General features: G+C 52.9%; 30 protein-coding genes. 24 read left to right on the forward strand and 6 right to left on the reverse strand.

The window, feature by feature from the left end; genetic code table 11:
- Positions 1-29: 29 nt before the first annotated feature.
- Both GA565_RS19705 and GA565_RS19710 read right to left on the reverse strand, forming a co-directional pair.
- Complete coding sequence (locus tag GA565_RS19705; protein WP_152200262.1) at positions 30-1,079, reverse strand: tyrosine-type recombinase/integrase; 1,050 nt, start codon at positions 1,077-1,079, stop codon at positions 30-32.
- A gap of 84 nt (positions 1,080-1,163) precedes the next feature.
- The gene (locus tag GA565_RS19710; protein WP_152200264.1) at positions 1,164-1,445 is read right to left on the reverse strand and encodes a helix-turn-helix transcriptional regulator; all 282 of its coding nucleotides are present in this window, start codon (positions 1,443-1,445) and stop codon (positions 1,164-1,166) included.
- A 107-nt stretch (positions 1,446-1,552) separates the two neighbouring features.
- Here GA565_RS19710 and GA565_RS19715 point away from each other — a divergent pair, with 107 nt between their 5' ends.
- The 6 genes from GA565_RS19715 (at position 1,553) to GA565_RS19740 (ending at position 6,555) form a co-directional block, all read left to right on the forward strand.
- A complete protein-coding gene (locus GA565_RS19715) occupies positions 1,553-1,972 on the forward strand; it encodes a hypothetical protein (protein WP_226950999.1) in 420 nt (139 codons plus the stop codon).
- A complete protein-coding gene (locus tag GA565_RS19720; protein ID WP_152200265.1) occupies positions 1,969-2,259 on the forward strand; it encodes a hypothetical protein in 291 nt (96 codons plus the stop codon). Before GA565_RS19715 ends, GA565_RS19720 begins: the two co-directional genes overlap by 4 nt.
- Positions 2,260-2,478: 219 nt before the next feature.
- Positions 2,479-2,829: a hypothetical protein gene (locus GA565_RS19725; protein ID WP_152200267.1), complete on the forward strand. Its 351-nt coding sequence runs from the start codon at positions 2,479-2,481 to the stop codon at positions 2,827-2,829.
- 198 nt (positions 2,830-3,027) lie between these two features.
- A complete protein-coding gene (locus tag GA565_RS19730) occupies positions 3,028-3,846 on the forward strand; it encodes a Dam family site-specific DNA-(adenine-N6)-methyltransferase (protein WP_152200269.1) in 819 nt (272 codons plus the stop codon).
- A complete protein-coding gene (locus GA565_RS24845; protein ID WP_226951000.1) occupies positions 3,843-4,244 on the forward strand; it encodes a hypothetical protein in 402 nt (133 codons plus the stop codon). The genes GA565_RS19730 and GA565_RS24845 overlap by 4 nt, the downstream gene beginning before the upstream one ends.
- Entirely contained in the window at positions 4,234-6,555 is a 2,322-nt protein-coding gene (locus GA565_RS19740; protein WP_226951001.1) for a replication endonuclease, read from the forward strand. The genes GA565_RS24845 and GA565_RS19740 overlap by 11 nt, the downstream gene beginning before the upstream one ends.
- A gap of 85 nt (positions 6,556-6,640) precedes the next feature.
- On the opposite strand, the gene GA565_RS19745 is transcribed toward GA565_RS19740, so the two are convergent.
- The 3 genes from GA565_RS19745 to GA565_RS19755 form a co-directional block, all read right to left on the reverse strand.
- Positions 6,641-7,351, reverse strand: coding sequence for a hypothetical protein (locus tag GA565_RS19745; protein WP_152200271.1), 711 nt, complete (start codon positions 7,349-7,351; stop codon positions 6,641-6,643).
- 424 nt (positions 7,352-7,775) lie between these two features.
- Positions 7,776-8,840, reverse strand: a complete 1,065-nt coding sequence (locus GA565_RS19750) for a phage portal protein (RefSeq protein WP_152200273.1) — start codon at positions 8,838-8,840, stop codon at positions 7,776-7,778.
- A gap of 2 nt (positions 8,841-8,842) precedes the next feature.
- Complete coding sequence (locus tag GA565_RS19755) at positions 8,843-10,555, reverse strand: terminase large subunit domain-containing protein (RefSeq protein ID WP_152200274.1); 1,713 nt, start codon at positions 10,553-10,555, stop codon at positions 8,843-8,845.
- 149 nt (positions 10,556-10,704) lie between these two features.
- Between GA565_RS19755 and GA565_RS19760 the strand changes: the two genes are divergently transcribed.
- The 18 genes from GA565_RS19760 (at position 10,705) to GA565_RS19840 (ending at position 23,029) form a co-directional block, all read left to right on the forward strand.
- Positions 10,705-11,547 (forward strand): GPO family capsid scaffolding protein, encoded by an 843-nt coding sequence (locus tag GA565_RS19760; protein ID WP_152200276.1) that lies wholly within the window; start codon positions 10,705-10,707, stop codon positions 11,545-11,547.
- A gap of 43 nt (positions 11,548-11,590) precedes the next feature.
- The gene (locus tag GA565_RS19765) at positions 11,591-12,625 is read left to right on the forward strand and encodes a phage major capsid protein, P2 family (RefSeq protein ID WP_152200278.1); all 1,035 of its coding nucleotides are present in this window, start codon (positions 11,591-11,593) and stop codon (positions 12,623-12,625) included.
- 66 nt (positions 12,626-12,691) lie between these two features.
- Entirely contained in the window at positions 12,692-13,501 is an 810-nt protein-coding gene (gene gpM / locus GA565_RS19770; protein ID WP_152200280.1) for a phage terminase small subunit, read from the forward strand.
- A 99-nt stretch (positions 13,502-13,600) separates the two neighbouring features.
- The gene (locus GA565_RS19775; RefSeq protein ID WP_152201648.1) at positions 13,601-14,089 is read left to right on the forward strand and encodes a head completion/stabilization protein; all 489 of its coding nucleotides are present in this window, start codon (positions 13,601-13,603) and stop codon (positions 14,087-14,089) included.
- The gene (locus tag GA565_RS19780) at positions 14,089-14,298 is read left to right on the forward strand and encodes a tail protein X (RefSeq protein ID WP_152200282.1); all 210 of its coding nucleotides are present in this window, start codon (positions 14,089-14,091) and stop codon (positions 14,296-14,298) included. Before GA565_RS19775 ends, GA565_RS19780 begins: the two co-directional genes overlap by 1 nt.
- A complete protein-coding gene (locus tag GA565_RS19785; RefSeq protein ID WP_084982890.1) occupies positions 14,289-14,582 on the forward strand; it encodes an HP1 family phage holin in 294 nt (97 codons plus the stop codon). The genes GA565_RS19780 and GA565_RS19785 overlap by 10 nt, the downstream gene beginning before the upstream one ends.
- Positions 14,583-14,584: 2 nt before the next feature.
- On the forward strand, positions 14,585-15,124 hold the full coding sequence (locus GA565_RS19790; protein WP_370518111.1) for a lysozyme: 540 nt from the start codon (positions 14,585-14,587) through the stop codon (positions 15,122-15,124).
- On the forward strand, positions 15,121-15,543 hold the full coding sequence (locus tag GA565_RS19795) for a hypothetical protein (RefSeq protein ID WP_152200286.1): 423 nt from the start codon (positions 15,121-15,123) through the stop codon (positions 15,541-15,543). The genes GA565_RS19790 and GA565_RS19795 overlap by 4 nt, the downstream gene beginning before the upstream one ends.
- Positions 15,518-15,682 carry a hypothetical protein gene (locus GA565_RS24670; RefSeq protein ID WP_193311940.1) on the forward strand — a complete coding sequence of 55 codons (165 nt, stop codon included), beginning with the start codon at positions 15,518-15,520 and terminating at the stop codon, positions 15,680-15,682. Before GA565_RS19795 ends, GA565_RS24670 begins: the two co-directional genes overlap by 26 nt.
- Entirely contained in the window at positions 15,669-16,157 is a 489-nt protein-coding gene (locus GA565_RS19800) for a phage tail protein (RefSeq protein ID WP_152200288.1), read from the forward strand. Before GA565_RS24670 ends, GA565_RS19800 begins: the two co-directional genes overlap by 14 nt.
- Positions 16,157-16,801, forward strand: coding sequence for a phage virion morphogenesis protein (locus GA565_RS19805; protein WP_152200289.1), 645 nt, complete (start codon positions 16,157-16,159; stop codon positions 16,799-16,801). Before GA565_RS19800 ends, GA565_RS19805 begins: the two co-directional genes overlap by 1 nt.
- Positions 16,798-17,352, forward strand: a complete 555-nt coding sequence (locus tag GA565_RS19810) for a phage baseplate assembly protein V (protein WP_152200291.1) — start codon at positions 16,798-16,800, stop codon at positions 17,350-17,352. Before GA565_RS19805 ends, GA565_RS19810 begins: the two co-directional genes overlap by 4 nt.
- Positions 17,349-17,705, forward strand: a complete 357-nt coding sequence (locus GA565_RS19815; RefSeq protein WP_226951002.1) for a GPW/gp25 family protein — start codon at positions 17,349-17,351, stop codon at positions 17,703-17,705. Before GA565_RS19810 ends, GA565_RS19815 begins: the two co-directional genes overlap by 4 nt.
- The gene (locus GA565_RS19820; protein WP_152200293.1) at positions 17,702-18,613 is read left to right on the forward strand and encodes a baseplate assembly protein; all 912 of its coding nucleotides are present in this window, start codon (positions 17,702-17,704) and stop codon (positions 18,611-18,613) included. The genes GA565_RS19815 and GA565_RS19820 overlap by 4 nt, the downstream gene beginning before the upstream one ends.
- On the forward strand, positions 18,603-19,214 hold the full coding sequence (locus tag GA565_RS19825) for a phage tail protein I (protein WP_152201651.1): 612 nt from the start codon (positions 18,603-18,605) through the stop codon (positions 19,212-19,214). Before GA565_RS19820 ends, GA565_RS19825 begins: the two co-directional genes overlap by 11 nt.
- Positions 19,207-21,030, forward strand: a complete 1,824-nt coding sequence (locus tag GA565_RS19830; RefSeq protein ID WP_152200295.1) for a hypothetical protein — start codon at positions 19,207-19,209, stop codon at positions 21,028-21,030. The genes GA565_RS19825 and GA565_RS19830 overlap by 8 nt, the downstream gene beginning before the upstream one ends.
- A gap of 10 nt (positions 21,031-21,040) precedes the next feature.
- Complete coding sequence (locus GA565_RS19835; RefSeq protein WP_152200297.1) at positions 21,041-21,886, forward strand: hypothetical protein; 846 nt, start codon at positions 21,041-21,043, stop codon at positions 21,884-21,886.
- A 51-nt stretch (positions 21,887-21,937) separates the two neighbouring features.
- Positions 21,938-23,029 carry a phage tail protein gene (locus GA565_RS19840; RefSeq protein WP_152200299.1) on the forward strand — a complete coding sequence of 364 codons (1,092 nt, stop codon included), beginning with the start codon at positions 21,938-21,940 and terminating at the stop codon, positions 23,027-23,029.
- A gap of 72 nt (positions 23,030-23,101) precedes the next feature.
- Here GA565_RS19840 and GA565_RS19845 read toward each other — a convergent pair whose 3' ends face one another.
- Positions 23,102-23,533 carry a phage tail protein gene (locus GA565_RS19845; RefSeq protein WP_152200301.1) on the reverse strand — a complete coding sequence of 144 codons (432 nt, stop codon included), beginning with the start codon at positions 23,531-23,533 and terminating at the stop codon, positions 23,102-23,104.
- Positions 23,534-23,538 lie beyond the last annotated feature (5 nt).

Genomic DNA, 23,538 nt, shown 5'->3' on the forward strand with positions numbered 1-23,538 from the left:
CTGTGGTTAATCAAGAATTTAAAGCCCCGCTACACCCCACTCACCCCCTCAGAACCGCAAAGGTGTGGACGCAATGTGGACGTGTCATTAGGGTGTGGACACAGCGCGGACGCAGATGTCAAAGGATTATAATTCACGGCATCGGCCAGGTAATCCGGTGAGAAGTGTGCATAAGTCATTGTCTGCGACACATCCGAATGACCAAGAATCCTCTGTAGTGTGATTATATTTCCCCCCTTCATCATAAAGTGCGTTGCAAAAGTATGCCGCAAAGCATGAGCCGCTTGCCCGTCAGGTAGATTTGGTTTTGCTTCCTTCATCATTTTTCTAAATCGGCTGTAACTAACGCGAAATAACCTGCCAGACTCACGATTTTTGACGATATCAGCAATATCCTGGGAGATAGGGACTACTCGCTTATCACCATTCTTAGTGTGCGAAAACATAACGTTATTGTGCACGATGTTCTCTGCCTTAAGACTGTAAGCCTCCCCCCATCTAGCACCCGTTGCAAGACATAACACTGCTATTCGGTAGTAATCACCTACCAGCTGGGATAATAAGGTGTCAATCTCACGGGCGGTAAGATAAGACATCTCGGACCGAACTTCCTTGAGTGGGGATAATGTGGAAACTGGATTTTCACCGTGATATTCACCAATCTTTGCCATGGTTTTGAAAACTCCACTTAAAGCAAATAAGTCATGGTTGATAGTCGAGGCCTTTATTCCCTGCTCCAGGCGGTAAGCGCGATAAGCAACTATGCACTTTGAATCAACCTGGTAAAGCATCGGATCTTCCATATCACGACAGATTCCGTTTATGGTGTTTAATCTGCGGTTGGCATAGGGCAAATTACGGCCAAGCAGCATCCACCATAATTCTACAAACTCGCTCATACGGCGCTTATCTGCCGGACGACTGAGGTAGTCTTTGTTCTGGTACTTAGCAATTATGCTCTTTTCAAAAGAATGAGCATCTGCCTTGCGGTCGAACTTCTTACGGATACGCTTTCCGTCGCGTCCCCGTGGTCTAACGTCTACTTCAAAGCGACCATCTTCGAGTTTCTTAATCGACATAAGATAACCCTCCGATGTACTGCGAAATTTCTACCAGCAGGTCTTCAGCCCATAGGTAGTAAATATCTAACCAATTTTCATCCCTTAACGGGGTGAGTCTGTTTTGCTTGGCATATAAAGCGCTAGCGCTGGAGCAATTTGCCCCTTCGCTGCGTCCGTGCGGTCATACATAAACCAATCCTGGTATTTATGAAAACGTGGGTGTCCGAAGAGTCGAATTGCCGATTCAAGAGACATCTTTGTTTTTCCCAACTCATAACCGTTATAAGTGCTGTAGTTAACTCCAATGATTTCAGCTATTTCCTTTGATTTTAGGCGTTCTGAATCTCTAATGAGCTTCAGTTTCTCACTTTGCGCAATTGACATACTTTGGGAGTTCTCGTATTTTATGGGGAAACAAAGAGCAGGTGACGACAAAGCATCACCTGTACCGAATTAGCCCCAACGGGGGCCAACTAAGGAACTTTAGCACAATGAAAAAAATCAGCGAAATCGAAACTAACTACGAAAGGCAGTTTCCTGTTGACTCTGGACGGGCAATACGCGTGTGCAGGATGACGGAAAAGCAAACTAATAAAATCCGCGATATGCATCGTGATGAATTAGCTAATCAGATATTTGTTTGTGCCGAGGAGTTCGCGTATCTCACTGGCCGTACTCTCAAATCAGTTCAGCATTTGATGGATAGAAACCAAATCCCTGTACACCGCGAAGGAATGCCAGGTTCGAAGCGGCCTAAGCGTTTCATCATGATGCAAGAGTATTTAGACGCCCTCCGCCACTGCCGCGCAATCATTACCTCAGACGAGCGTTATCACATTGACCGATTAATGCGTGATAAGGCTACTTTCAGAAAAAGTTCTGCTAGGGGAAGTAAGGAGGTTCGTGCGTGAGCCGGTCAATGTTTACAGCGCCTATAAATGGCCTCGCTTCTGCGCCATTTTACCTTGCAGCAAATAAAGTTTTGCGTATGTACGCAATGCGCCAGGCGCGAGCATCATCTCGTTGCCCTGCCGATTCTCCAGCAGAAATTGAATGGGGTTCCGAGCAACTTTTCAGGCTTGCAGATGCCGCAGCATATGCCGGAAGCAAAGAGGCTAAACAACTTCGTGATGCTGCCACCTTCTGGAAGCAGTACAGCAAAAAACCTGAACTTTTCCCTGTAGAAATTGAGGCTTGATAATGGTTATTGCAGCACAGTCCCCATCTCTATCTTCATTACTGGTTAATCACCAGCGCCCCGCAAAATGGGCTAATAGTGGTTTCTGGATGGAACTACCAACAGGCCGTAAATTTGTTGCAGATCCTAATGCTCCCTATAGTCGCGCACCAGGTCAACTAAATCAGCGGCCCCGATGGTTTGCGAAATTGATGGGTATATTTTTCTAAGGTGGTTTCCATGGAACAATTAGCAAAAATGCCGTTTAAGGAGTTTTCTATTGATTGGCGCACTAAAGCCAAGATTAGTAGCAATAACGCAGCGCGTTTTTTTAATATGAATCCTCTACAGGAAATCCATGGTGAAGAGGTTGGGCGTACTAACCGAGAGATGATTTTATTTCGCGCTAACAGGATTGCTATCAAGAATGGAGATAAAAAACCATTTCGTGAAAATGACGCTGATAAAAACTATGTTGACTTCACCGAAGAGCAGCGGGTTTTAATTATTGATGCGTTAAATGAAATCAGTCATTTCGGTAGGAATTTGCCAGCGTTTATCCCAATCGCAGATTGTAGAATTAACATTTAAACCATAACGGTTATTTGCGGCGTTTTATTACGTCGGGTTTCACTCATTCAAAATTCAGGAACAGCAGATGATTAATTACTCACTTAGCTATTTTTTGAAGAAATACCCACGGCGGACTTTTGCTGTTGTAATTCTCGCATGTGGCGGCATTTGGATAGCAACTGCATTAGCTACCCTTGCAATTGTCTGGGGGCTGATATGAGTAGTATTGTGCGTTCTCCTCTCAAATGGGTTGGGGGTAAAGCCTCTGTTATTGCCGAGTTGCGCCGCCACTTGCCGGAGGGTAAGCGCCTGATCGAGCCTTTTACGGGTTCTGCAACAGTGTTTTTAAATACTGATTATGACTCTTATGTGCTGGGTGATATTAATGGCGACCTAATCAATATGTTCAACATGATAAAGCGTAACCCAAGCCGCTTTATTAGTTATGCAGCCAGCCTATTTAACAATGAAAATAACCCTATCTCTTATTATCAACTGCGTGATGAATTTAACAGATCAAGCAATCAGTTTTACCGTGCAGCAATATTCCTTTATTTGAACCGCCACGGTTATAACGGTATGTGTCGCTATAACCAGTCGGGCGGATTTAATATCCCGTTTGGGAAATACAAAAGCCCTTATTTTCCTGCTGCCGAGATCCGTACCTTTGCGGATAAAGCAGATAAAGCCGTATTCCTATGCATGGATTTTAGCGAGTGCATAGAAATGGCTAATTCTGGGGATGTCATTTATTGCGATCCGCCATACATACCTACGTCCAAGACTGCCGATTTCACGGCCTATCACACGGCTGGTTTTTCAATCGACGACCAGCAACGCCTGGCTGACACGCTGCGTGATGCTGCTGCCCGTGGTTGTCATATCGTTGCATCAAACAGCTACTCCTCCGAAGCCTTAGAAATTTATGGTGGCTTTGAAATTAATCAAATCGATGCTCGCAGATCCATCAGTTGCAAATCTGACGGTCGTAATAAAGCGCGCGAAATTATCGCAACTATGAGGGCGTCAGCATGAATGTAACTGTTGAATCATTGATCGCTCACGAAATCAGTGATTTTTGTGCTGGTCTTGAAAATATAGGCGCTCCAGTAACTCCAGAGGAAATCAAGAAGGAATTAGAACGCCGCATTCTCCCGCTGGTTCAGTCGATAGAAATCTTTGACGCTACCGAGCTTGTAGAAGCACCAATCATAGCGACAGAAAAGACGTGGCTTTATGGGGAGTTTCCTAACGAATATGAGGCACAAGCCTGGGACGACATGTTATCTGGGGATCTTTCGAAGCCAGGTAATGAAGAACCAAAAGTAATTAGCTGCTGGTCATGCAAAGAAAGCCTGACTTTAGGCCAGCGTGCTGAAAATGACGGTTTTTGTCCTCACTGCAATAATGAAATCGAATTAGATGATGCATGATAATCGGGGGCGTAAAGCCCCCACGCCTCCGCCTGCATTTCGTGACACTAAGCCCGCAGAACGTGAGTGGGCTTATTCGTGGAACGCCGAACGCGAAGCGGTGCGCCCTGTTGAAATTCCCACCTATGCCGAAAAGCATGCATCCGATCATGAGTTATACGCTCAGATTGCAGAAACTACTCGCGCCTATGAAAAGCTCGACCAGCAGCCTGATTTTATCCAGCGCGTGGTTATGGGCACGATTACCAGTCTTGAGCATTCCAACGGAGTTAAACGGGCAAATATGTACTTAACGAAAAATTTCGTTGAGCGCATATTTCCACGTCTAAATCTCGTTAATTCTAGATATCGCCTTGATAAGCAAACCGCTGACAACATAAATTTTCACTGGAGGTATAACAAGTTGCCGGATTTAAGCACGGAAAAAATCGACGCACTGGCCGAAGATATTGCGCAGTTTATTGCTCTCGAATTGAGCAAGGTAAGTACCGAAGCCGAAGAGCAAAGTCTTTCTGATTTCAAAACCGCCGCCGCTATGTTCAGTCGCGTGAAGTCTATCGCGCGTGAACTTGGGCAAGATTTGCCGTTAAAGGACAAAAAGAAGTTATCCCTTGATGACATGACGCCGATTATTGCCCGCCTTTACTCTCCAGATTGGTGGAAAAGAAAGCTCCGCCGCCAGGCTGCAATCTGGCGTGAACATTTGTATATCGCCTTTGGTCAGGTCAGCAAGAAAACCAGTGCATACGCCAGCCGGAAAGCGATCCTAGAATGGAGAGAGCAGAAACGCCGCACGCGTGAGTTTTTAAAGTCGATGGAGCTAGAAGACGAGGAAGGTAATCGTATCAGCCTGATTGATAAATATGATGCCAGCGTATCAAATCCGGCTATTCGTCGTTGTGAGCTAATGACCCGTATTCGTGGCTTTGAAAATATCTGTGAAGAACTGGGCTACGCCGGTGAGTTTTATACCATCACGGCCCCTTCCCGCTACCACGCCACTAATGTTCACGGGCACCGTAACCCGAAGTGGGAAGGCACTAGCCCATCTGGGACACAAAAATATATATGCAATATCTGGGCGAAGATCCGCGCCAAGCTGGCCCGCAAAGAAATTAGTATTTTTGGCATACGTGTTGCGGAGCCGCACCAGGACGGGACACCCCACTGGCACATGCTGATGTTTATGAAACCTGAGCATGTCGACACTGTTCGACAAGTCATCGCTGATTACGCTATGGACGAAGACGCCTATGAATTACGAAATGACAGAGCACGCAAGGCACGTTTCCATGTTGAACCCATCGACCCAGACAAAGGCAGCGCCACGGGTTATATAGCCAAATACATTTCTAAGAACATCGACGGCTTCGCGTTGGACGACGAAACAGACGACGAGTCAGGCAAGCCACTGCGGGAAATGGCCGCATCCGTTTCTGCCTGGGCGGCACGCTGGCGTATCCGTCAGTTTCAATTTATCGGCGGTGCACCGGTCACGGTTTATCGCGAGTTGCGCCGCCTAGACGATCACGAAACAGCTATTGGCTTATCAGTGGAATTTGCCGCTGCGCATGATGCCGCCGACGTTGGCGATTGGGCCGGTTACACCAACGCACAGGGCGGGCCGTTCGTGAAGCGGGCCGCACTGGCCGTCAAGAACTGGTATGAGTCCGGCGAAGAGCTATCAGCCTTCGGCGAGGAAGTCGTGAGAATTCGCGGCGTTTATGACACACAGGTCGGGAGTCATTGCCCGATCATCACCCGATTGGTTGAGTGGAAGATAGTGCCCAAGCGTGCCGTTGATTTGGCCGTTGATTTGAGCGGCGCGAACGCGACGCCTTGGAGTTCTGTCAATAACTGTACGGGGCCCGGGATCGGGCCACAGGATGGCAGAACAGAAAATGACATGCCCGTTTCTAACCTAGAAAAGCTGACACCGAAGGAACGCCGCAAGCTGGTGAGAAGAGTTAGAGACGCAGCAAGCCAGGAAAAAGAGAAAAAACGCTGCCGCGCGCTTAGCCTTGGCATCAATCCAAGAATAAACCCCGAAGTTATAGAGAAAATGCAGGATGCTTCGCGCATTGCATATGGCTACGAACTTAGCCTGGGAGAGATTAAAGCCTTACTCAGCGGCCAGGTACTGCGCGCTGGTCAGGAATATTTCAGGGGGCGAAGCGATGGCGAGCTTTATTCTGCGCCGCAAGCACCAAACCCGCTTAAAAGATTCCAGAAGCTAATGGAAAAATACGGGCCGCAGCCCGAAACTAACCAGCAGGAGATATTGAAGAAGCATATTCAAAAAAATAGCTAGTCATAATTCAAGGTTGGCCAGCTCGAGGTTGGCCAGCAAATTTCACGCTTTACGCTCTTCATGTCCAGGGGTTTAAGTAATTGGCTTAGATCTTATCATCGCTTTGCGAGGCTTTATTAAGTTGCTCATAAACCTCAGGTATAAAATCTCTAATGTTGTTATGGCACTTTCTCAGGAACTGAAATAGGGGATAGTCAATTCCATCAATTGATAACTCATTTTTTTTCGTTACTTTAAAATCCGTCGTCATTAAGCCTTTTTTTGTCACTTCAACAACCCCGTTATTGATTTTTAAGTCATCAAGGGCAAGTCCATTGTATGAACTTCCTGAAAATTCATTACCTAAACCACTTCCCCTAAACTCAACCAAGTTCATGCCGCCAGCAGAAATAAGTACGCTTTCAGAAACTTCTTTTTCAAGAATCCCTATCGGTTTTACGTGCTTTACTTGGTTCGTTAAGTTACACATGGTTGTAAGCCAATCATTACCGCACGAAAAAGGCTGTAACTTATTAATTAATAAGTAAATAGCCGGATACTCATCTTCTAGTAATGGCATATTTCTCTTTAGACTTAAATCAAACTCTGCTCTATCCTTTCCGTAGGGGAAAAAAAATCTTCCTTTACTTGGCTTAGAAAAATTATCATTTATATCATGAGTTAAGTACTCAAGTGATGTACGCAGATGTTCAAGTATTGTCTTCACTTTTGGCTTGGTAATGCGATTCGCCCTCTGAGCCTTAGTTAAATAGCTATTAGCCTCTTCCAATAATTCATAGATATCTTCCTGATTCATAGCTTTCCCATCCTTTTTCTAATAATTAGATTTATCACAATATATGCTTAATCAGTGGTGCGTGGTAGGTAGCAGTTAAGCCATGGGATCAGTGAGATGCAAATTGCTGCGCGAATTTGCATCCATTTGCACAATTTTATACAACTGCTAGATCATCATTAAGGCCAGGCACGGCGCGGGATTGGCCGGACTGCAAAAGTGCAAAAAAAGGCACCCTTTTTATGCGCGGGCGAGGCGGGGGAGCAGTCGCGCGCTGAGGGGGGTACATAGGGTATTCTTCCAAAATCGTTTTTTTGGCCGAAAATCGGCCCGATTTGATGTTTTGAGCGGTGTGCCCATGCCTTGACCTAGGAAATGAGAAAGCCCCGCAGCATGGCGCTGAGGGGCTTGTAGAAGGGGTGAGGTTCGGGTTATTGAAGGCCGATCAGTTGCTGTTTTCTGCCAGGGCGTAAGGGGTAAAGCTGAAAACCTCAAAGCCGATCCAGTCATTCAGGTCCTTCAGCACTTCCTGTATGGGGTACAGTTCATTGATGGCAAACACCTTGGCCGCCTTTTCAATGTCACCCAGCCCCCCGGCGTTGTTCGGTATCACTCCCATGAGCTGAGGTGGGACGCGGTGCACGGCGAGCATATCGTCGCGGGTCGCATCCTTAATGCCGGTAAATTCATCCTTCGCCGCTATCTGACTGAACGGCATAATTTGCAAGCCGTCTTTCTTTCCCCCCGCCGCGTAAACAAAAAGATTCTTAAACGCCCCGCCGCCCCGCGCTTCGGTCAATGAACGTTTAAGCTTCTCCACGTCGCCGCTGTTGGCAACGGGATCGGTCAGGTAGACAATCACCCCGGCGTGACTGCCGTTGATGTAATAGTTTCGACGAAACAGCGTAGCCTCACCGTTGAGCAAGATGGACTGCATGGCGGACATGTATTCCGGCGTACCGTAAATTTCCTGATGAATGCTGGGGCTGCGCAGGTGATAAACCTTGCCGGGCGGAAATGCGTAGTCTTCGTTGTAGTAGGTCACGAACCAATATTGATCCAGGTCCTCGCCACGTCGCGTGTACTTCGCCAGCGTGTGCTTAAGTCTGAGCGGCTGGCCCAGGCGGTTTTCTCTGAGTTCAAGGTAAGCATTCCCGAACACCAGGTAATCCATAATGAACGCGCTGGCATCCTGGCGTGACAGCATGGGGTGCGGTTTATAGCAGGACATAATCACGTTGCGCTTAAAAATCAGCGGCGACTGATGGTGCACGGCACCTTCAAGCATGCGCGCCAGGCCGTAGGTGCTGATGGGCGGCTCGTACCAGCGCCCATTTTTGGCGCACTCCATACAGTCCTGCAGATCGCGCTGGTCCATGATTGACGTCGGTTCGCCGAAGCTGAAAGACTGAATTTCATCAATCGGTTGCTGCACCGCGTCGCCGGGGTGCAGGGTTTCGCCTGCGGTGCTGAGGCTGACTTTATTGGCGGTTTTACGACGGCGGCTCATGGTTAAAACTCCTCAACGAAACTGTCATTACCGCTGCCGGCATCATTGCCCAGCGGTTCATTTTGCAGGGCGTGCATGGTCGCCCACGCCAGGTCACCGTGACTGCTGCCGCGCTTGCGGTCAGAGGCATAGGAGGTCTGGCCGCCCTGCGTGATAAATTTTCTGATGGTCATGAAGCTGGTCACGACATCCATCATCCCCGCGTCATATTCAAAGCGTCCGGCGCGAATAACCATTTGTGCTTTCAGTACCAACTGGCGTTTAACTGCCGGGGTATAGGTATGCTTTTGTGCCGCCGGGAAAAACTTCACAACCAGCTGATACACCGCCTCGCCAATGCCGGTCCCGTCTATATCGATATGCTGGACGTCATAAATATGGGTCAGCTGTTTGATGAAGTTCGCCTGCTCTTCAAACTCCATGCCGCGCAGCTGATGGCGCTCAATGACACGGAACTTGCCACCGGCCACCATGGGCGGAGCCAGGACGACGAGACCGGCGCTGTCCCCCTTGTCGCTGTTGCCGTTAGGGTCATAGCCTATCCATACCTTGCGGTTGCCCAGCGGGCGCGGGGCGTAAGGGTTCCAGTCCGGCCAGATGCCGCTGTAACCGTCCACGCCGCAGCCTATCAGCGCGTTATAGTTAAATGCCCTTTCCCCCTGTTTGACAAAGATGCAGCGATACAGGTTATCGAATTCATCCGGGCTGTTTTCGTTCTCGATCTCTTCCAGGTCAATCAGCGTGAAGCCCTGATCGATAACGTCCTGCACCGTCACAATTTGGCGCCAGATATTGTCCCCGCACAGCTTCCCGTCCTTCAGTGCCTTATGGCTAAGGTCTAATTCCGCCCTGTCTTTCTTGCCTCGCCCGCTGTTGAACAGGTTCCCGGACCAGAACTCATAGGCTTCATGCTCTTCGCTGGACGGCGTTGAAAAATAGGTACGCCGCAAGCCGACGTGTGTCGCCATGCCTGCCGCCACTTTTCGCAGATTCAGGAAGTTAGCGACCCAGAACGCCTCATCAAAATAGAGATCGCCGGTATAGGATTGCGCGGTGGCCGCTGAGGTGCCGAGAAAATACAGCGTCGCCCCGTTGGATAAAATAATTTCATCCCCGCCTTTCAGCTCTACGCCAATGCTGCGCGCCAGAAAAATAATGAATTTCTTGAACTGGAACGCCTGGGCGCGGGAGGCCGACAGGAAAATCTGGTTCGTGCCGGTTTCCAGCGCCCTGAGCAGCGCCTCGCGTGCAAAGTACCAGCTGGCCCCAATCTGGCGCGATTTCAGAATGAAGCGGTTACGCAGATTCCTCTGCTTATACCAGCGCTTTTGATGTTCATAGAGCGACTCCATCACCAGGGCGCGCAGCTCGGCAACCTGCTCCGCGCTGAAGTGGTTTTTAGGTGCCTTCTCCTTTTTCTCAAGCTGCTTTTCTTTGCGCTCATCGCGCGACAGCCGGGCCATCTGTCGCCCAAGTAAATCAATCGTCTTGTAGTCCTGGGCGCTTAAGTCCTCCTTTTCAATCAGCCGCAGATAGCGAACCTCGGTCCGCTCCACCGCGCGTTCAATGAACGTGGCAGCGTCCCAGGCGTCGCGACGTCGCCAGGAGTAAATCGTGTTGGCACTCACCCTAAGCCGCTGTGCGATTTGGGGGATGCTGTAAGCCTGCCAGTAAAGGCTTTTGGCTTCGATGCGGGGATCGGTCGTGGTTTTCATGAGTACAGGCTATCGCGTGCGCGGGGGCAGGAATATCACCGGAGATTGTCGCTGGCCGCTGACAATTCCTATATGTGGCGCGGAGTTGCTGCGCGATTGAATATAGGGGCACAGGGTGAAGACACCACTAATTAACCGGAGTTTGAACGATGCCAAAGTCTAAATATTTCCGCGTGGCGGTAGAAGGAGCGACATGTGACGGCCGAACGCTGGAACGCCAGCACATTGAGCAAATGGCGAAAAGCTATAACCCGCAGGTTTTTGGGGCGCGCTGCAATCTTGAGCACATGCGAAGCCTTTTCCCTGACAGCGTATTTCGCATGTACGGGGATGTGCTGGCACTCAAGGCTGAGGATGACACCAGCGATGGCCCATTAAAAGGCAAGCTGGGTCTCTATGCGCAGATTGACGCCACCGACGAGCTGGTCGAGCTGAATAAGTCACGCCAAAAAATCTACAGCAGCATTGAAATTAACCCTGCGTTTGCCGATACCGGCGTCGCGTACCTGATGGGCCTGGCGTTCACTGACTCACCGGCAAGCCTGGGCACTGAAATGCTTCAGTTCTGCGCCAGCAGCCAGGTTAACCCGCTGGCCGACCGTAAAACGCATCCGTCCTGTTTGTTCAGTGCCGCGACAGAGGTCGTTATTGAATTTGAAGCCGATGCGCCTGCTACCGAAACCGGTAAAAACTTCTTCTCTCTCGTTAAGGGTTTATTAAACAAAGGCCAGCGCCAGTTTTCCGCCGAAGCCGCAGAGATCCGCGACGCGGTGGAACTGGTTGCACAGTCGCAGGCCGATACGCTGGAACGTATTGAGGTTTTTGGTCAGCAACAGGTCAAGTTTGCCGACAAAGACGCACTGCAAAAAGTCACGGATGACCTGGCCGCCCTGACGGCGAAGCTGGAAAAACAGGACGGCAATTTCAACCAACGTCCACCGTCACACGGCGGTGCCAACGGTGCCGATCAGACCCTTCTGGCTGACTGCTAAGACCGCAAGCCATTAACCGAATTTGAGCGTAAGGAAAGATATCATGAAGAACGAAACCCGCCTGAAATGGGACCTGTACAACCAGCGCCAGGCGCAGCTTAACGGCGTATCCGCGCAGCACGTGGATAAACACTTTGCTATCGCGCCGAGCATTTCGCAAACGCTGGAAGACAAGGTGCAGCTGTCTAGCGAGTTTTTGCAAAAGATCAACGTGGTCGGCGTGCCTGAGCAGGAAGGTCAGAAGCTGGGCCTCGGTATCAGCGGGCCGGTGGCCAGTGCAAATTCAGGTAATACCGACCGCCGGGAGCCGCGCTCCATTCTTACCCTGGACGATGACAAATACCGCTGCGAACAGACCAACTACGACACCTATATTCCGTATTCGCAGTTGGATATGTGGGCAAAGTTCCCGGACTTTCAGCAGCGTATTACTAATCAGATCATCAAACGCCGCGCGCTTGACCGCATCATGATTGGCTTTAACGGCACCCGCCGTGCCGATAAGTCGGATTTAACCGCCAACCCGCTGTTGCAAGACGTCAATATCGGCTGGCTGCAAAAGTACCGCACCAACGCGGCCGCGCGGGTCATGAAAAACGTCACGCTGACCAGTCGCGACGACGCCAACAAAATCCTTGCCAAAGGCATGTACGGCAGTCTGGATGCGTTGGCCTATGACGCAACCAGCTCGCTGCTGGATGAATGGTACAAGTCCTCGCCGGATTTGGTGGTGGTCTGTGGCCGTAATATCGTCACCTCCCGCGAGTTCCCGCTGATTAACGGCATCAGCGAGAACAACCCGAACAGCGAAGCGCTGGCCGGTCAGCTGATTTTGTCCCGCAAACAGATTGGCAATATGCCGACCTTTATCGCGCCGTTCTTCCCGGACCACGCGATGTTCATCACCTCGCTCTCTAACCTGTCGATTTACTGGCAGGAAGAAAAACAGCGCCGGATGCTCAAGGAGGAGCCGGAGTTCAACCGCGTCACGACCTACGAATCGTCCAATGATGCGTTTGTCATTGAAGATTACGGCTTCGGCTGCCTGATTGAAAACATCACCTGGGCAGCAGCTTAAGCCGGTGGCAAGTAAATCATAAACACCATGCCGGGGGCGTTTTCCCCGGCCTTCGGGGGAAACATCATGCTGACACCGGCAAGAAAGCACTTTGAAAACGTCATGGCGCAAAACCGTGGCAACGGGGCCAGCACGCTGGCTGACCAGACGGCCTATGAGCAAATCCTGCACCGGCTGCGCATCGACCAGAACCGCCTGAAGGGCATTCAGGCAAACAAGGCCAAGGCCGAAGAAAAGCAAAAATTGCTGCCTGACTATCAGGGCTGGGTAGACGGCACGCTTGCCGCCGACAGCGGCCAGGCAGACGACGTGCTGACCCGCGTCATGCTTTGGCATATTGACGCCGGAAACATCGCCGAGGCCTTGCGCATCGGGGAATACGTCATTCGCCACAAGCTTTCGATGCCGGACAAGTTCAACCGCACCGCCGCCGTGACGCTGATGGACGAAATTTGTGACCCCGTGCTCGCCGCCTTTAAGGCCGCGCCCAACGTGGCGACGGTGAATGTGGATTTACTGAAGGCGCTCGACGGTCTGACGGCCAATGAAGATGCCCCGGAAGCGGTCCGTGCCAAGCTGTGGAAAGCCATCGGTTACACGCTGCGCACGACAGAAGCCACCCAGCCAGAAGCCCTGGAGTATCTGCAAAAAGCCATTGCTGAATTCAGCGACATTGGCGTCAAGCGTGACATTGAGCTGCTTACACGACTGCTGAAAAAGGCCGAGGAAAAACCCGAGCCGGAACCGGAGCCAGAACCGGAGCCGGAGCCGAAGGCAGTACCGGCAAAAGCAAAACGCCAGCCAACGGCCAAGAAAACCGCCACGGCGAAGCCTAAAAAGCCAGCAGCCCGGAAGACGGACAGCGCTGCTGAGTAAAAGAATGTGCCCCCGCGCACCAGGGCGGCACGGCGGAAGTGATCAACTTCGTTGTAGGACTTCATGCCGTCCACCGCCCGACCTGTTGAGAGTGAACGTATGAGCCTGGTAGCCAAAGCAGCAATTAACCCCCTCGAAGGGAACGCCGATGACATCAACGACGGCGGCGCAAAAGTCACCAGCGGCCCCTTTTGGCCCGAAATACGCCTGGCTGACCTGCGTCTCAGGATGCGGCTTAACGGCCTGGTCACGACTGACCGGCTCAATGAGTCGGCCACCGAGGCGGTGGTGTACGTGAATCAGCAGTTGGCTGACTGGAAATTCAACCAGGCAGGCTACGCCGCCCTTGAAGACGTGCCCGCAGAGGTGATTAACGACACAACGGTATTGGTTTTTCGCTATCGCCGCGCCGTGTACACCATCGCCAAGGCGCTGTTAACCGAAGGCTATCGGGATTTTGACACCACGGCACAGGGTGAGAAGCATGCCCAGGCGCTGACCTCGCAGATTGACACGCTATGGCGGGACGGTAACTGGGCAATACGCGATATCCAGAACCTCAGTCGCGGACTGGCGGAGCTGGTCTGATGGACGTCATGGCCTTGCAAGGGGATACGCTGGACCTTGTGTGTTATCGCCATTACGGCAAAACGGCGGGCGTGACAGAGGCCGTGCTGAGTGCCAATCCGGGGCTTTGCGAACGCGGCCCGTTACTCATGGCCGGTCAGGTTATCACCCTGCCTGAGCTTGCCGCCGACACGGAAAACAAAGCGGAGATAGTACAGCTATGGGATTAAGCATGGAGCGCCTGACGGCCTTTCTGTCTTACCTGCCTTCGGCGTTTCTGACCACGATTGGGATCGTGTCACTGGCGCAGTGGTCAATGCTGGCGGGGATTGTTTTAGGCGTGCTGACTTATCGCCTTAACAAAAGCCATAAGCGGCGGGTCGAGAAGGAAGAAGAAAAACGCACGGCCATTCTTGAAGATCTGGCAGCCAGGGCGACGCAGCACAACATGAATGACGTGGTGTGCACCTTGCAGGATATGGCACGAACTGAAAAGAGGCGGTCAACGCCATGAGCATAAAGAAAAAAGCGGCGGCCTGCCTCGTGGCGGCAATCATCAGCATTGTGGGCGTGAAGTACGCCGGAGAGGTGCGCACCAGCGTGCGCGGGCTTGAGCTGATTGGCGACGCGGAAGGCTGTCGGCGTGACCCTTACCTTTGCCCGGCCAACGTGCTGACGGCGGGGATTGGTTCGACGTCCGGCATCAGTGTGTCGCATCTCTACAGTGATGCGGAAATCGCCGCGATGTGGGTAGAAGACCTTCAACGCGCCGAGCGCTGCATCAATAAAAATTTCCATGGCGACGAGATGAACCAGAACCAGTTCGACGCCATGGCGTCAGCGGCATTCAACATGGGGTGTCTTGGGCTGATGTGGTTTACCGACAGCCGGGGCGTGCGCCAGCGCACCACAATTTGGAAGCATGCACAGGCGCGCAGCTGGGCTGCCATGTGTAACCGCCTGCCCGATTTTGTGAACGGCGGCGGAAGAAAGCTCCCAGGGCTGGTTAAGCGCCGCGAAGCCGAACGCGTGATGTGCCTGGAGCCGGTGACATGATGCCGGTCAGGCTGTCGCCGCTGCTGCTGATGTCAGTTATCGCCGTGCTGGCCGTGGTGACCAGCGGGTTTCTGTGGCATCGCGCGGCTGACGCAAACGAGGCGCTCAGGCAGGCGAATGCGCGGGCTGACAGTACCGAGGCCGTGATTAAAAACGTGCAGTACACGCTGAAAATATTCAACGACATAACGCAAGGCCGAGCCGATGAAAAAGAACGTGACAGGCAGGAAGGTGAAACGCGCCGCACCGCGCTGCGCAATGATTTGCAGGGTGACCGCTGCGCTGTCGTGTTTGTGCCTGCTGCTGCTGAGCGCCGCCTGCTCGACCGTGCAGCGCGTGACCGTGCCCGCGCAGTGCCTGGCACTACCGGCGGAAATCCTGCAACCCACGCCGGTGCCCTACCCGCCGTTAAGCGGTGAGCATCTGACCTACGGCGAAGCGGTGATATGGGCCGATGCGTTGCTCGACGCGCTGGACAGTGCGAACAAGGACAAGGCGGCGGTGGTTACTCTCGAAAAACGGCGAACCCAAACGGGAGGGGAATATGTTAAAGGCTGAATTACTGCGCGCGCAAATCGTCGCACACAATCAATTTTTCCGTGAAAACCCCGACCAATTAGAGGTCTACGTCAAAAAGGCGCAGGTGATTTCCACCGGCGGGCCGTCGCCATCGTTTACCTACGTGTATGACCTCAACGTGTTGGCGATGGATTACCCCGGCAATATTGATGACCTCACCCTCCCGATACTCGCCTGGGCATATGTCCATCAGCCGGAGCTGCTGTTTAACCCGGCCAAACGTGAAGACGGGATTGGCTTCGAGGCGGAGATCCTGAATAACGATACCGCCGATATCTTGTATGTCATCAAGGCCAGCGAATTGGTCATCGTGACTAAAGACCCTGACGGCAAGGTGACGGTCACGCACCGCGACCAGCCGAGGCATTTTGAAGACGAGCCGGGCAGTCAGTGGTCCGAAATATTGGTCAAGGCCGCTGACGGCGATGAAGTAACGCTGCCGGAGGGTCCGTAATGTCTGAGACCCCCTTGTTTCATGAGCTTGACGCCCTTTTGCGTGACGTCGTGGGGGTGACAAAACCGACTACGCGCCGCGCCATGGCCCGCCGTATCGCGGGTGACCTTCGCCGCAGCCAGCAAAAGCGCATCGGCCAGCAGAAAAACCCCGACGGCACGGCCTTTGAAGCCCGTAAAAAGAAGACGCTGGGCACCCAGGGCGGGGTCAGCTTTATACGTGACGGTGAAGTCAGGCGCTTAAGGAACTGGCGTCACAGCAAGGGGCGCTACGGGGACAGAATGATCACCGGCTTTGATGAAGAAAAGGGCGGTATTCGCTCCTTTCTGCGTGCCGACATTGAGCGCTATCTGAGTATTGATTTAGCCAGGAAAACAACAGCCAAAACGTCAAAGAATCCGATGTTTCGCAAGCTGCGCGCCGCGCGATTCCTGCGGGCTGACGCTTACCCGGATGCGGTCGTGGTGGGCTTTAAAGGGAGTGCGGCCAAGATTGCCCGAGTTCACCAGTATGGCCTGACTGACCAGGTCGCTCACCGTGCGAGCGCCAAGTATCCCGCCAGGCAGTTACTGGGCCTGACGGAGCAAGACATTGAATCCATCGCTGACGCCGTATTCAGCGCATTAGAAGGCGCAACGCAATGACAATCGCCGAGCTGTACAGATTACTGATGAACCTGATCCGCGTCGGCACGGTCAGTGAGGTTGACCCTGTGAAATACGTTGCACGGGTAAAGACGGGTGCAAATGAAACCGACTGGATACGTTGGGGCGCACAGCGCGCGGGCGACGGCGTGACGTGGTGGGCACCTTCTGTGGGCGAACAGGTTGTGATCCTTTCGCCTGGCGGGGAGCTGGAAAACGCGTTTATTGCGTTCAGCCTGTACGCCAGCGACGCGCTTCCTCCTGATTCGGGCCTGACGTCACGCGTCACCACGTACCCGGACGGGGCCAGGGAAAGCTATGACCCTGCCAGCGGCATGCGCCGGTGCGAAGGCATTAAAGGCGCGCTGCTGTCGGCCAGCGGTACGCTCACCCTGGAACTGGCGCGCCTGATCATCAATGCCGCCGAGGTAGTGATTAATGGCGAGGTTATCCAGGGCGGTGGCGCGATGAGTTCCAACGGCATCGTAGTTGACGATCACGCACATAAAGGGGTCAAAAAAGGCACTGACATTTCTGAGGGCCCGGTATGACCAGTAACTGGAAAGGCATGAACAGCACAACCGGCAAAGCTTGCGAGGATGAAGCGCATCTGCGGCAGTCGATTGCCGACATTCTCATGACGCCCCTGGGAAGCCGTGTTATGCGCAGGGAATACGGCTCTGCCATACCGTCACTGATTGACGAGCCAGACAACGACGTTACGCGCCTGCGGCTGATATCCGCCGCAGTGATCGCCCTTTGGCGATGGGAGCCTCGGATCACGCCTTCTTCGGTGAGCTTTGCACGCAGTGAACAGGGCGCACTCACCATGACAATAACCTCACAGCGCAGCGACAAGTTAAGCGCTGTCACGACCGATATCATGCTAACGGGAGGCGTATGAGCACAGTTATCGATTTATCCCAGCTGCCCGCGCCAGACGTGGTGGAAACGCTGGATTACGAAACCCTCCTGGCCGAGCGTAAAGCCACGCTGGTTTCCCTCTACCCCGAAAGTGAGCAGGCGGCCATTGCGCGCACGCTTACGCTGGAATCTGAGCCGATTGTGAAGTTGCTGCAGGAGAACGCCTACCGTGAGGTGCTTTTGCGCCAGCGGGTAAACGAGGCAGCGCAGGCGGTGATGGTGGCTTATGCCCTCAGTAATGACCTTGAGCAGTTGGCCGCCAACTACAACGTGCAGCGCCTGATAATTATCCCCGCCGATGTTGATGCCGTGCCGCCGGTTGCTGCCGTGATGGAAAGCGACGCCGATTTGCGCCAGCGCATCCCTGCCGCGTTTGAGGGCATGAGCGTTGCGGGGCCGACGGGGGCTTACGAATACCATGCCGCCAGCGCCAGCGGGCTGGTTGCCGATGCGTCCGCAATCAGTCCGGCACCGGCGGAAGTTATCGTCACCATCCTGTCGCGTGACGGAGACGGCACCGCCTCCCCCGCGCTGCTGGCTACGGTGAGCGCCGCGCTCAATGACGGCGAGGTGCGCCCCGTGGCTGACCGCGTCACGGTGCAGTCGGCGAAGATTGTGAATTATCAGATTGAGGCGACGGTATTCGTTTACCCAGGGCCAGCCATTGAGCCGATTTTAGCGGACGCCAAAAAGCGCCTGCTGGCCTACATCAACGAGATGCGCCGCCTCGGGCGAGACATCCGCCGCTCGGCAATTTATGCCGCACTGACCACGCAGGGCGTGCAGCGCGTTGAGCTGGCCTCACCGTCTGCCGACGTGGTGCTGGATAAGACGCAGGCGGCAAACTGCACCGCCTACACCATCACGTCCGGCGGCTCTGATGAGTGACTTGCTGCCGTCCGGTTCAACGCCGCTTGAGCGACGCGCCGCCGAGGCCTGTGCGGGCGTCAGTGATTTGGCCGTGCCGCTGCGTGACCTGTGGAACCCTGACAAATGTCCGGTGAAATTTCTGCCCTATCTGGCATGGGCTTTTTCTGTCGATCGCTGGGATGAAAAGTGGACGGCGGCGGAAAAACGCCAGGCAGTGAAGGACGCGTTTTACATTCACCGGCGCAAGGGAACGGTCGCGGCCATTCGGCGCGTTATCGAAAACCTCGGCTACACCATGACAATTCAGGAGTGGTGGACGGTTGCCGACCCCGCAGGCACGTTTCGCCTGAGCATTGACGTTAACGAGATAGGCATTACCGCCGCCATGGTTAACGAGCTGGAGCGGCTGATAGGCGATGCAAGGCCGGTGAGCCGCCATATCTCGCAGCTTACCCTCTCGGTGAGAACGGCAGGCTTTGCCTACATCGGAGCCGCCAGTTTTGATGGCGATATTCTTACTGTTTACCCGTCAGATTATCAGCCTGATGACAGTATTTCTTACAACGGAACAGCATCTTACGATGCAAATTATCAGTATTCGGAGAGGCTAGATGACTAACATTAACGAGTCAGCATTATGGGAAAAAAATATTCATCAAATCCAGCGTGGCGAGCGCGTTGTGGGCGGATTGGATGGCGTAGCAAACGTGCAGGCGGCGCAGCTGGCAAACCGCACGCAGTATTTGAAAGCGGCGATTGATGATAATCCTGATTTGAGAGGCTTCACGTTTTACATCACTGAGTCCGATCCGGATGGCACGCGTGCAGGGCTGGCCGCTACCACGAAAGGCCAATTATTCCGAGTCGCGCAAGGCGTCGGTGGGTTTATCAGTTTTATTAACTACCGCAATGACGGGGGCAAGGCCGTTGCCGTGGCCTACAGCAATGCCGCAGGCTCGGCGATGGCGTTTAAGGACGTTGCCACTTTGCTGGCCTTTGTCCCCACGACGGCCCATGCACTGGCAATGGATGCGAGCAGCGGCAGTTTATATTTCTGGAGTAACGGTGCCTGGGAAAAGGCACCCGACCCGCAGCAGGAAGAAATCGACAACCTAAAGCAAATGTTTGGGTTAATGCCGGATGGCTCTTTTGCCATTAAAGGGAATAACGGGGTTATTTTTCACATTGGTGATTTAGGGGGAATTATTCAAGCTCTTGAAGCAGAAAGAACGTTATCCGTTAAAAATGCCGGTGTACTTTCATCGTCCGAGCTGCCTTTTATTATTTTAGGTGCAAACGGCTTGGCCCTCGCGCTGACAAAGGAAGGGGTACTTAATACCGTTTCTACGTCGGTCGGCGGTAATGCATTAACCGATAATCCTTACGGGCTGGCATGGAGTGTTATGGGGCAAAATGGTTTTGCCGCCGCGCTCACGACAGACAGTGAATTGTATATCAAAAAACTTTATGCCGAAGAAATCGTAACGGGCGGCGAGTCCTCTTCACCCCAGGCGCTTAATTTGCATGACCGCTATTTTGATGCCGAGGGTAATTTATCGCCGGTCAATCCTGACATGCTGAAAATGTCCGGCTGGGGATCGTCTTCCTTCACCCAGGGCGGCGTCGGAGTGAATTTCACCCGCCTTGCGGCAGAGCTGGGCGTAACAGACTGGAACAATCAGGGGCAAGGCGGCGAAACCTCGTTTCACGTTGCGGCGCGATTTGGTGCGGTGCCGTTTACGTTGAAATTTCCAGACGACACGCTGCCTGCGTCCGGCAGTGTCGCCGTGGCGTGCCAGCAGTTGCCGAGCAATTACTACAGCAATTATTTGAAAAGCTACGACGGCACGCTGCACGGCGTGGCGGGGAATTTGAAATGGGACAACCAGTTAAAATCCCTGAGCTTTACCCGAGCTGCCGCCGGTGATGCCGTCGCGCTATCAGGGCCGGAGGATTTTATTCCTAGCCTGCCCGTGACGTATCGCGATGGCGTCGTGCTGCTGTGGATGTATAAAAACGATTTAAAGTTTGATGCGGTCACCAATCCTGAAATAACGATGGATACCATTTTTAATAACGTGGTGAAAACCGTCATGCACGTTTCGACAATGGTTAAGCGTGTAGTAGTTATTGGCGTATTTAATGATAGCGCTTACGGCAACGATATTTATAAAACGCGTCTCGCGGAAATGAATCGCCGCTGCAAGGAAAAGTTCGGCCCGCTATATGTCGATACGCAGGATTATATGTGCAGCGCGCAAATATGGACTGATGCGGGGATCACGCCCACGCCATCCGACCTGACAATGCAGGCGCAGGGATATAAGGCGACGTCATTGTCACTGGACGCCGCGCATTTAAATATGGCCGCCCATAAAGCCGTTGTCGAGAATGTGATTAAAGCGCATCTGTTAAATTTAAACTGGTACAAGTAAGGATTATAAAATGGCTGGATTAAACATTACCGTCCCGACGAATTTCACCTCTGTATTAAAAGACCTTTCTTTTTTGAAAAGTTCTCAACAGGTCAATATGGCCTACCGTGGCCTTTACGGGAAAGACAGCGCAACGTCATTGCTCAATAACGTGGATAACGCGGTTTCAAAGCAAATCACCTCCGTGCTCACCCGAACGCCGGAAAAACTGACCTTTAAAAAAGGCCTGTTTTCCTTTGTCGGGCCAGGTGCGGATAGCGTGAGTGCAACGGGTATCCGTGCGGCCGTGCCGGTGTCATACATGATTGCCGACGGGATTCCGGTTAGCCTGGCCGTTTCCTTCAGAAACATAACCAAGGTTAAAGAGGCTTTTCGCCGCACTTATCCTATTGCGACGTTTTATTACGCGCAGAACGGCGCTGAGCTGACGTCGGCCCCCATGCTTTGCATTGCCGCGTACATTGACGACAGCAACAATCACCGCATTTGTGCCTGGTCAGGCAGCATTGCCGATGCAAAAGATAACCTCGCAGAACAGTGCTCGGTGCCGGTTGATTTTGCCTCGGGCGATATCATTAACGCCGTTGTCTCTCGCGACGCCGCCGGACTGGTCACGCTGGTTGTAAAAGCGGGGAATGCGGAGCCTTTGACCGCGCAGTTTAAATTTGCGAAGGCAACGAACCTCGCCGCTGAGACGGCCACCGAGGCGGCGGTAACCTACGGGTCGATGAACTCCCGCACGCTGACCAGCGGTGAAATCGCAATAGGTGAGTTTTGGCCGCGCCAGGTGCTGACCGCCGATGAAATGAAAGGCGAGGCCGAGCTGCTCTACCTGCGTTCAATTTCACGTATTTAATCCCGCATGGGCAAATTGTCCCCCTGACTGAAAAGCAATAAGAAGGTAATCATGGCTGAAAAGCGTTTTATGTCGAAGCTGACAGCGGTTGGCGAGGAGAAGATTTCTCAGGCCACTATTTCTGGCTCACCGGCGGGGTTCGCTTTTATGGCCGTCGGGGACGGGGGCGGCCGCGTTCCCGTGCTTGACCCGACGCCGGTCGGGCTGGTTAACGAGGTTTATCGGTCGGCGCTCAACAGCCTGACGCTGGTCGATAAAAGTCGCAATATTATCCAGGCAGAAATTATTATTCCTTCGCAGGCGGGCGGCTTCACCCTTCGCGAGGCGGCTTTGTTCGACGACGCGGGGGTGTGCCTGGCTGTCGCCAGCATCCCCGAAACCTATAAGCCTTTGTTGGCCGAGGGGGCCGGACGTCACCAGGTGATCCGCATTTGGCTTGCGGTTAGCAGCGCGGCCAGCGTGCAGTTGAATGCTGACCCGTCAGTTATCGTCGCCACGGCCGCCGAACTGAAAAAGGCACAGGACGCCGCGCAGGACTACACCGACGGCGTGGCCGGTACGCTGACCGAAACCTTAAAGACAGCCCTGGCTGATGCAATGAAAACCGCTATCCGCGACGTGTGGGAAGACGATAACCCAGTAGGCACGGTGCGATTATTTCAGCAAAAGATAGACCCGAATGTTAAATGGCCGTGGTCAACGTGGCGCTACTTGGGTGAAAACAAAACGCTTCGCCTGGGAAAACAGGATGGCAGCGACGTGCTCACCACGGGCGGCGCGGACAGCATCCAGTTGGGTAAAGATAATCTGCCGAATGTTCAGATTGACGTTGCCGGAACCGCTGCTGATTCCGACTTGGGGACGAAAACGACCAAGCCCGCCGGTAGGCATGGCCATCCTGGAAAATATGCCGAAAGCAATACGTCTATTGACGGAGGGGGATCTAGTCGCCGGAGCTGGGCTATTGATTACGCTGCAAATGAAGGGGGGTTAATTCAGGAGGCGCCCGAACATGAGCATGACGTTTATATAGGCCCGCACGGCCACGTGGTAAATGGCAAAACGTCCGCACTCGGTAACGGCAGCAATATTGATATCACTAACAGCTTTATCAAATTGATGGGCTGGTATCGTACCGCCTGAGTGAGTAAAAGAAGTCGCTGCAGCAAAGTCATCATCGACTATGCTGCAGCGCTTTTGTAAGTGCCTGGGAAGTTAAATCAGGGAAAGAATATCGTCGGCGGTAATGCCTGCCAGCTTCTCGCGAATGTCTTCGCTAACCTTTTTCAGACTCAGGGTAAATTCAATTTTCTGCGCTTTGCCGTCCTTCATAAACTCCGTTCTGTTCTCCCTGATATTGGCAATCACAAACATGCCATAAATCGTGCCCGTACCCTCAATGAGGGGCCACGGCTTCCCACCGTAAGCCATGGTCCGCAATACGCTTAGCGAGACGTCACCGCCGGTCACTTCGGGATACAGCGTACCCGTGAGCGTAATGTTGTCTTCCCCCGTGCCGATATACTGCCAACTGGCCGATTTTCCAATGCGATCATTTTTAACGTGCCGCCAGGATGTGTCCTGCTCCAGTGACTGGTAAGGCGCAGTTTTGAGCATAAACACGAACATGCCATAGGCCATCATCATAATTT

The sequence above is a fragment of the Rouxiella sp. S1S-2 genome, from assembly GCF_009208105.1.
Taxonomy (GTDB): domain Bacteria; phylum Pseudomonadota; class Gammaproteobacteria; order Enterobacterales; family Enterobacteriaceae; genus Rouxiella.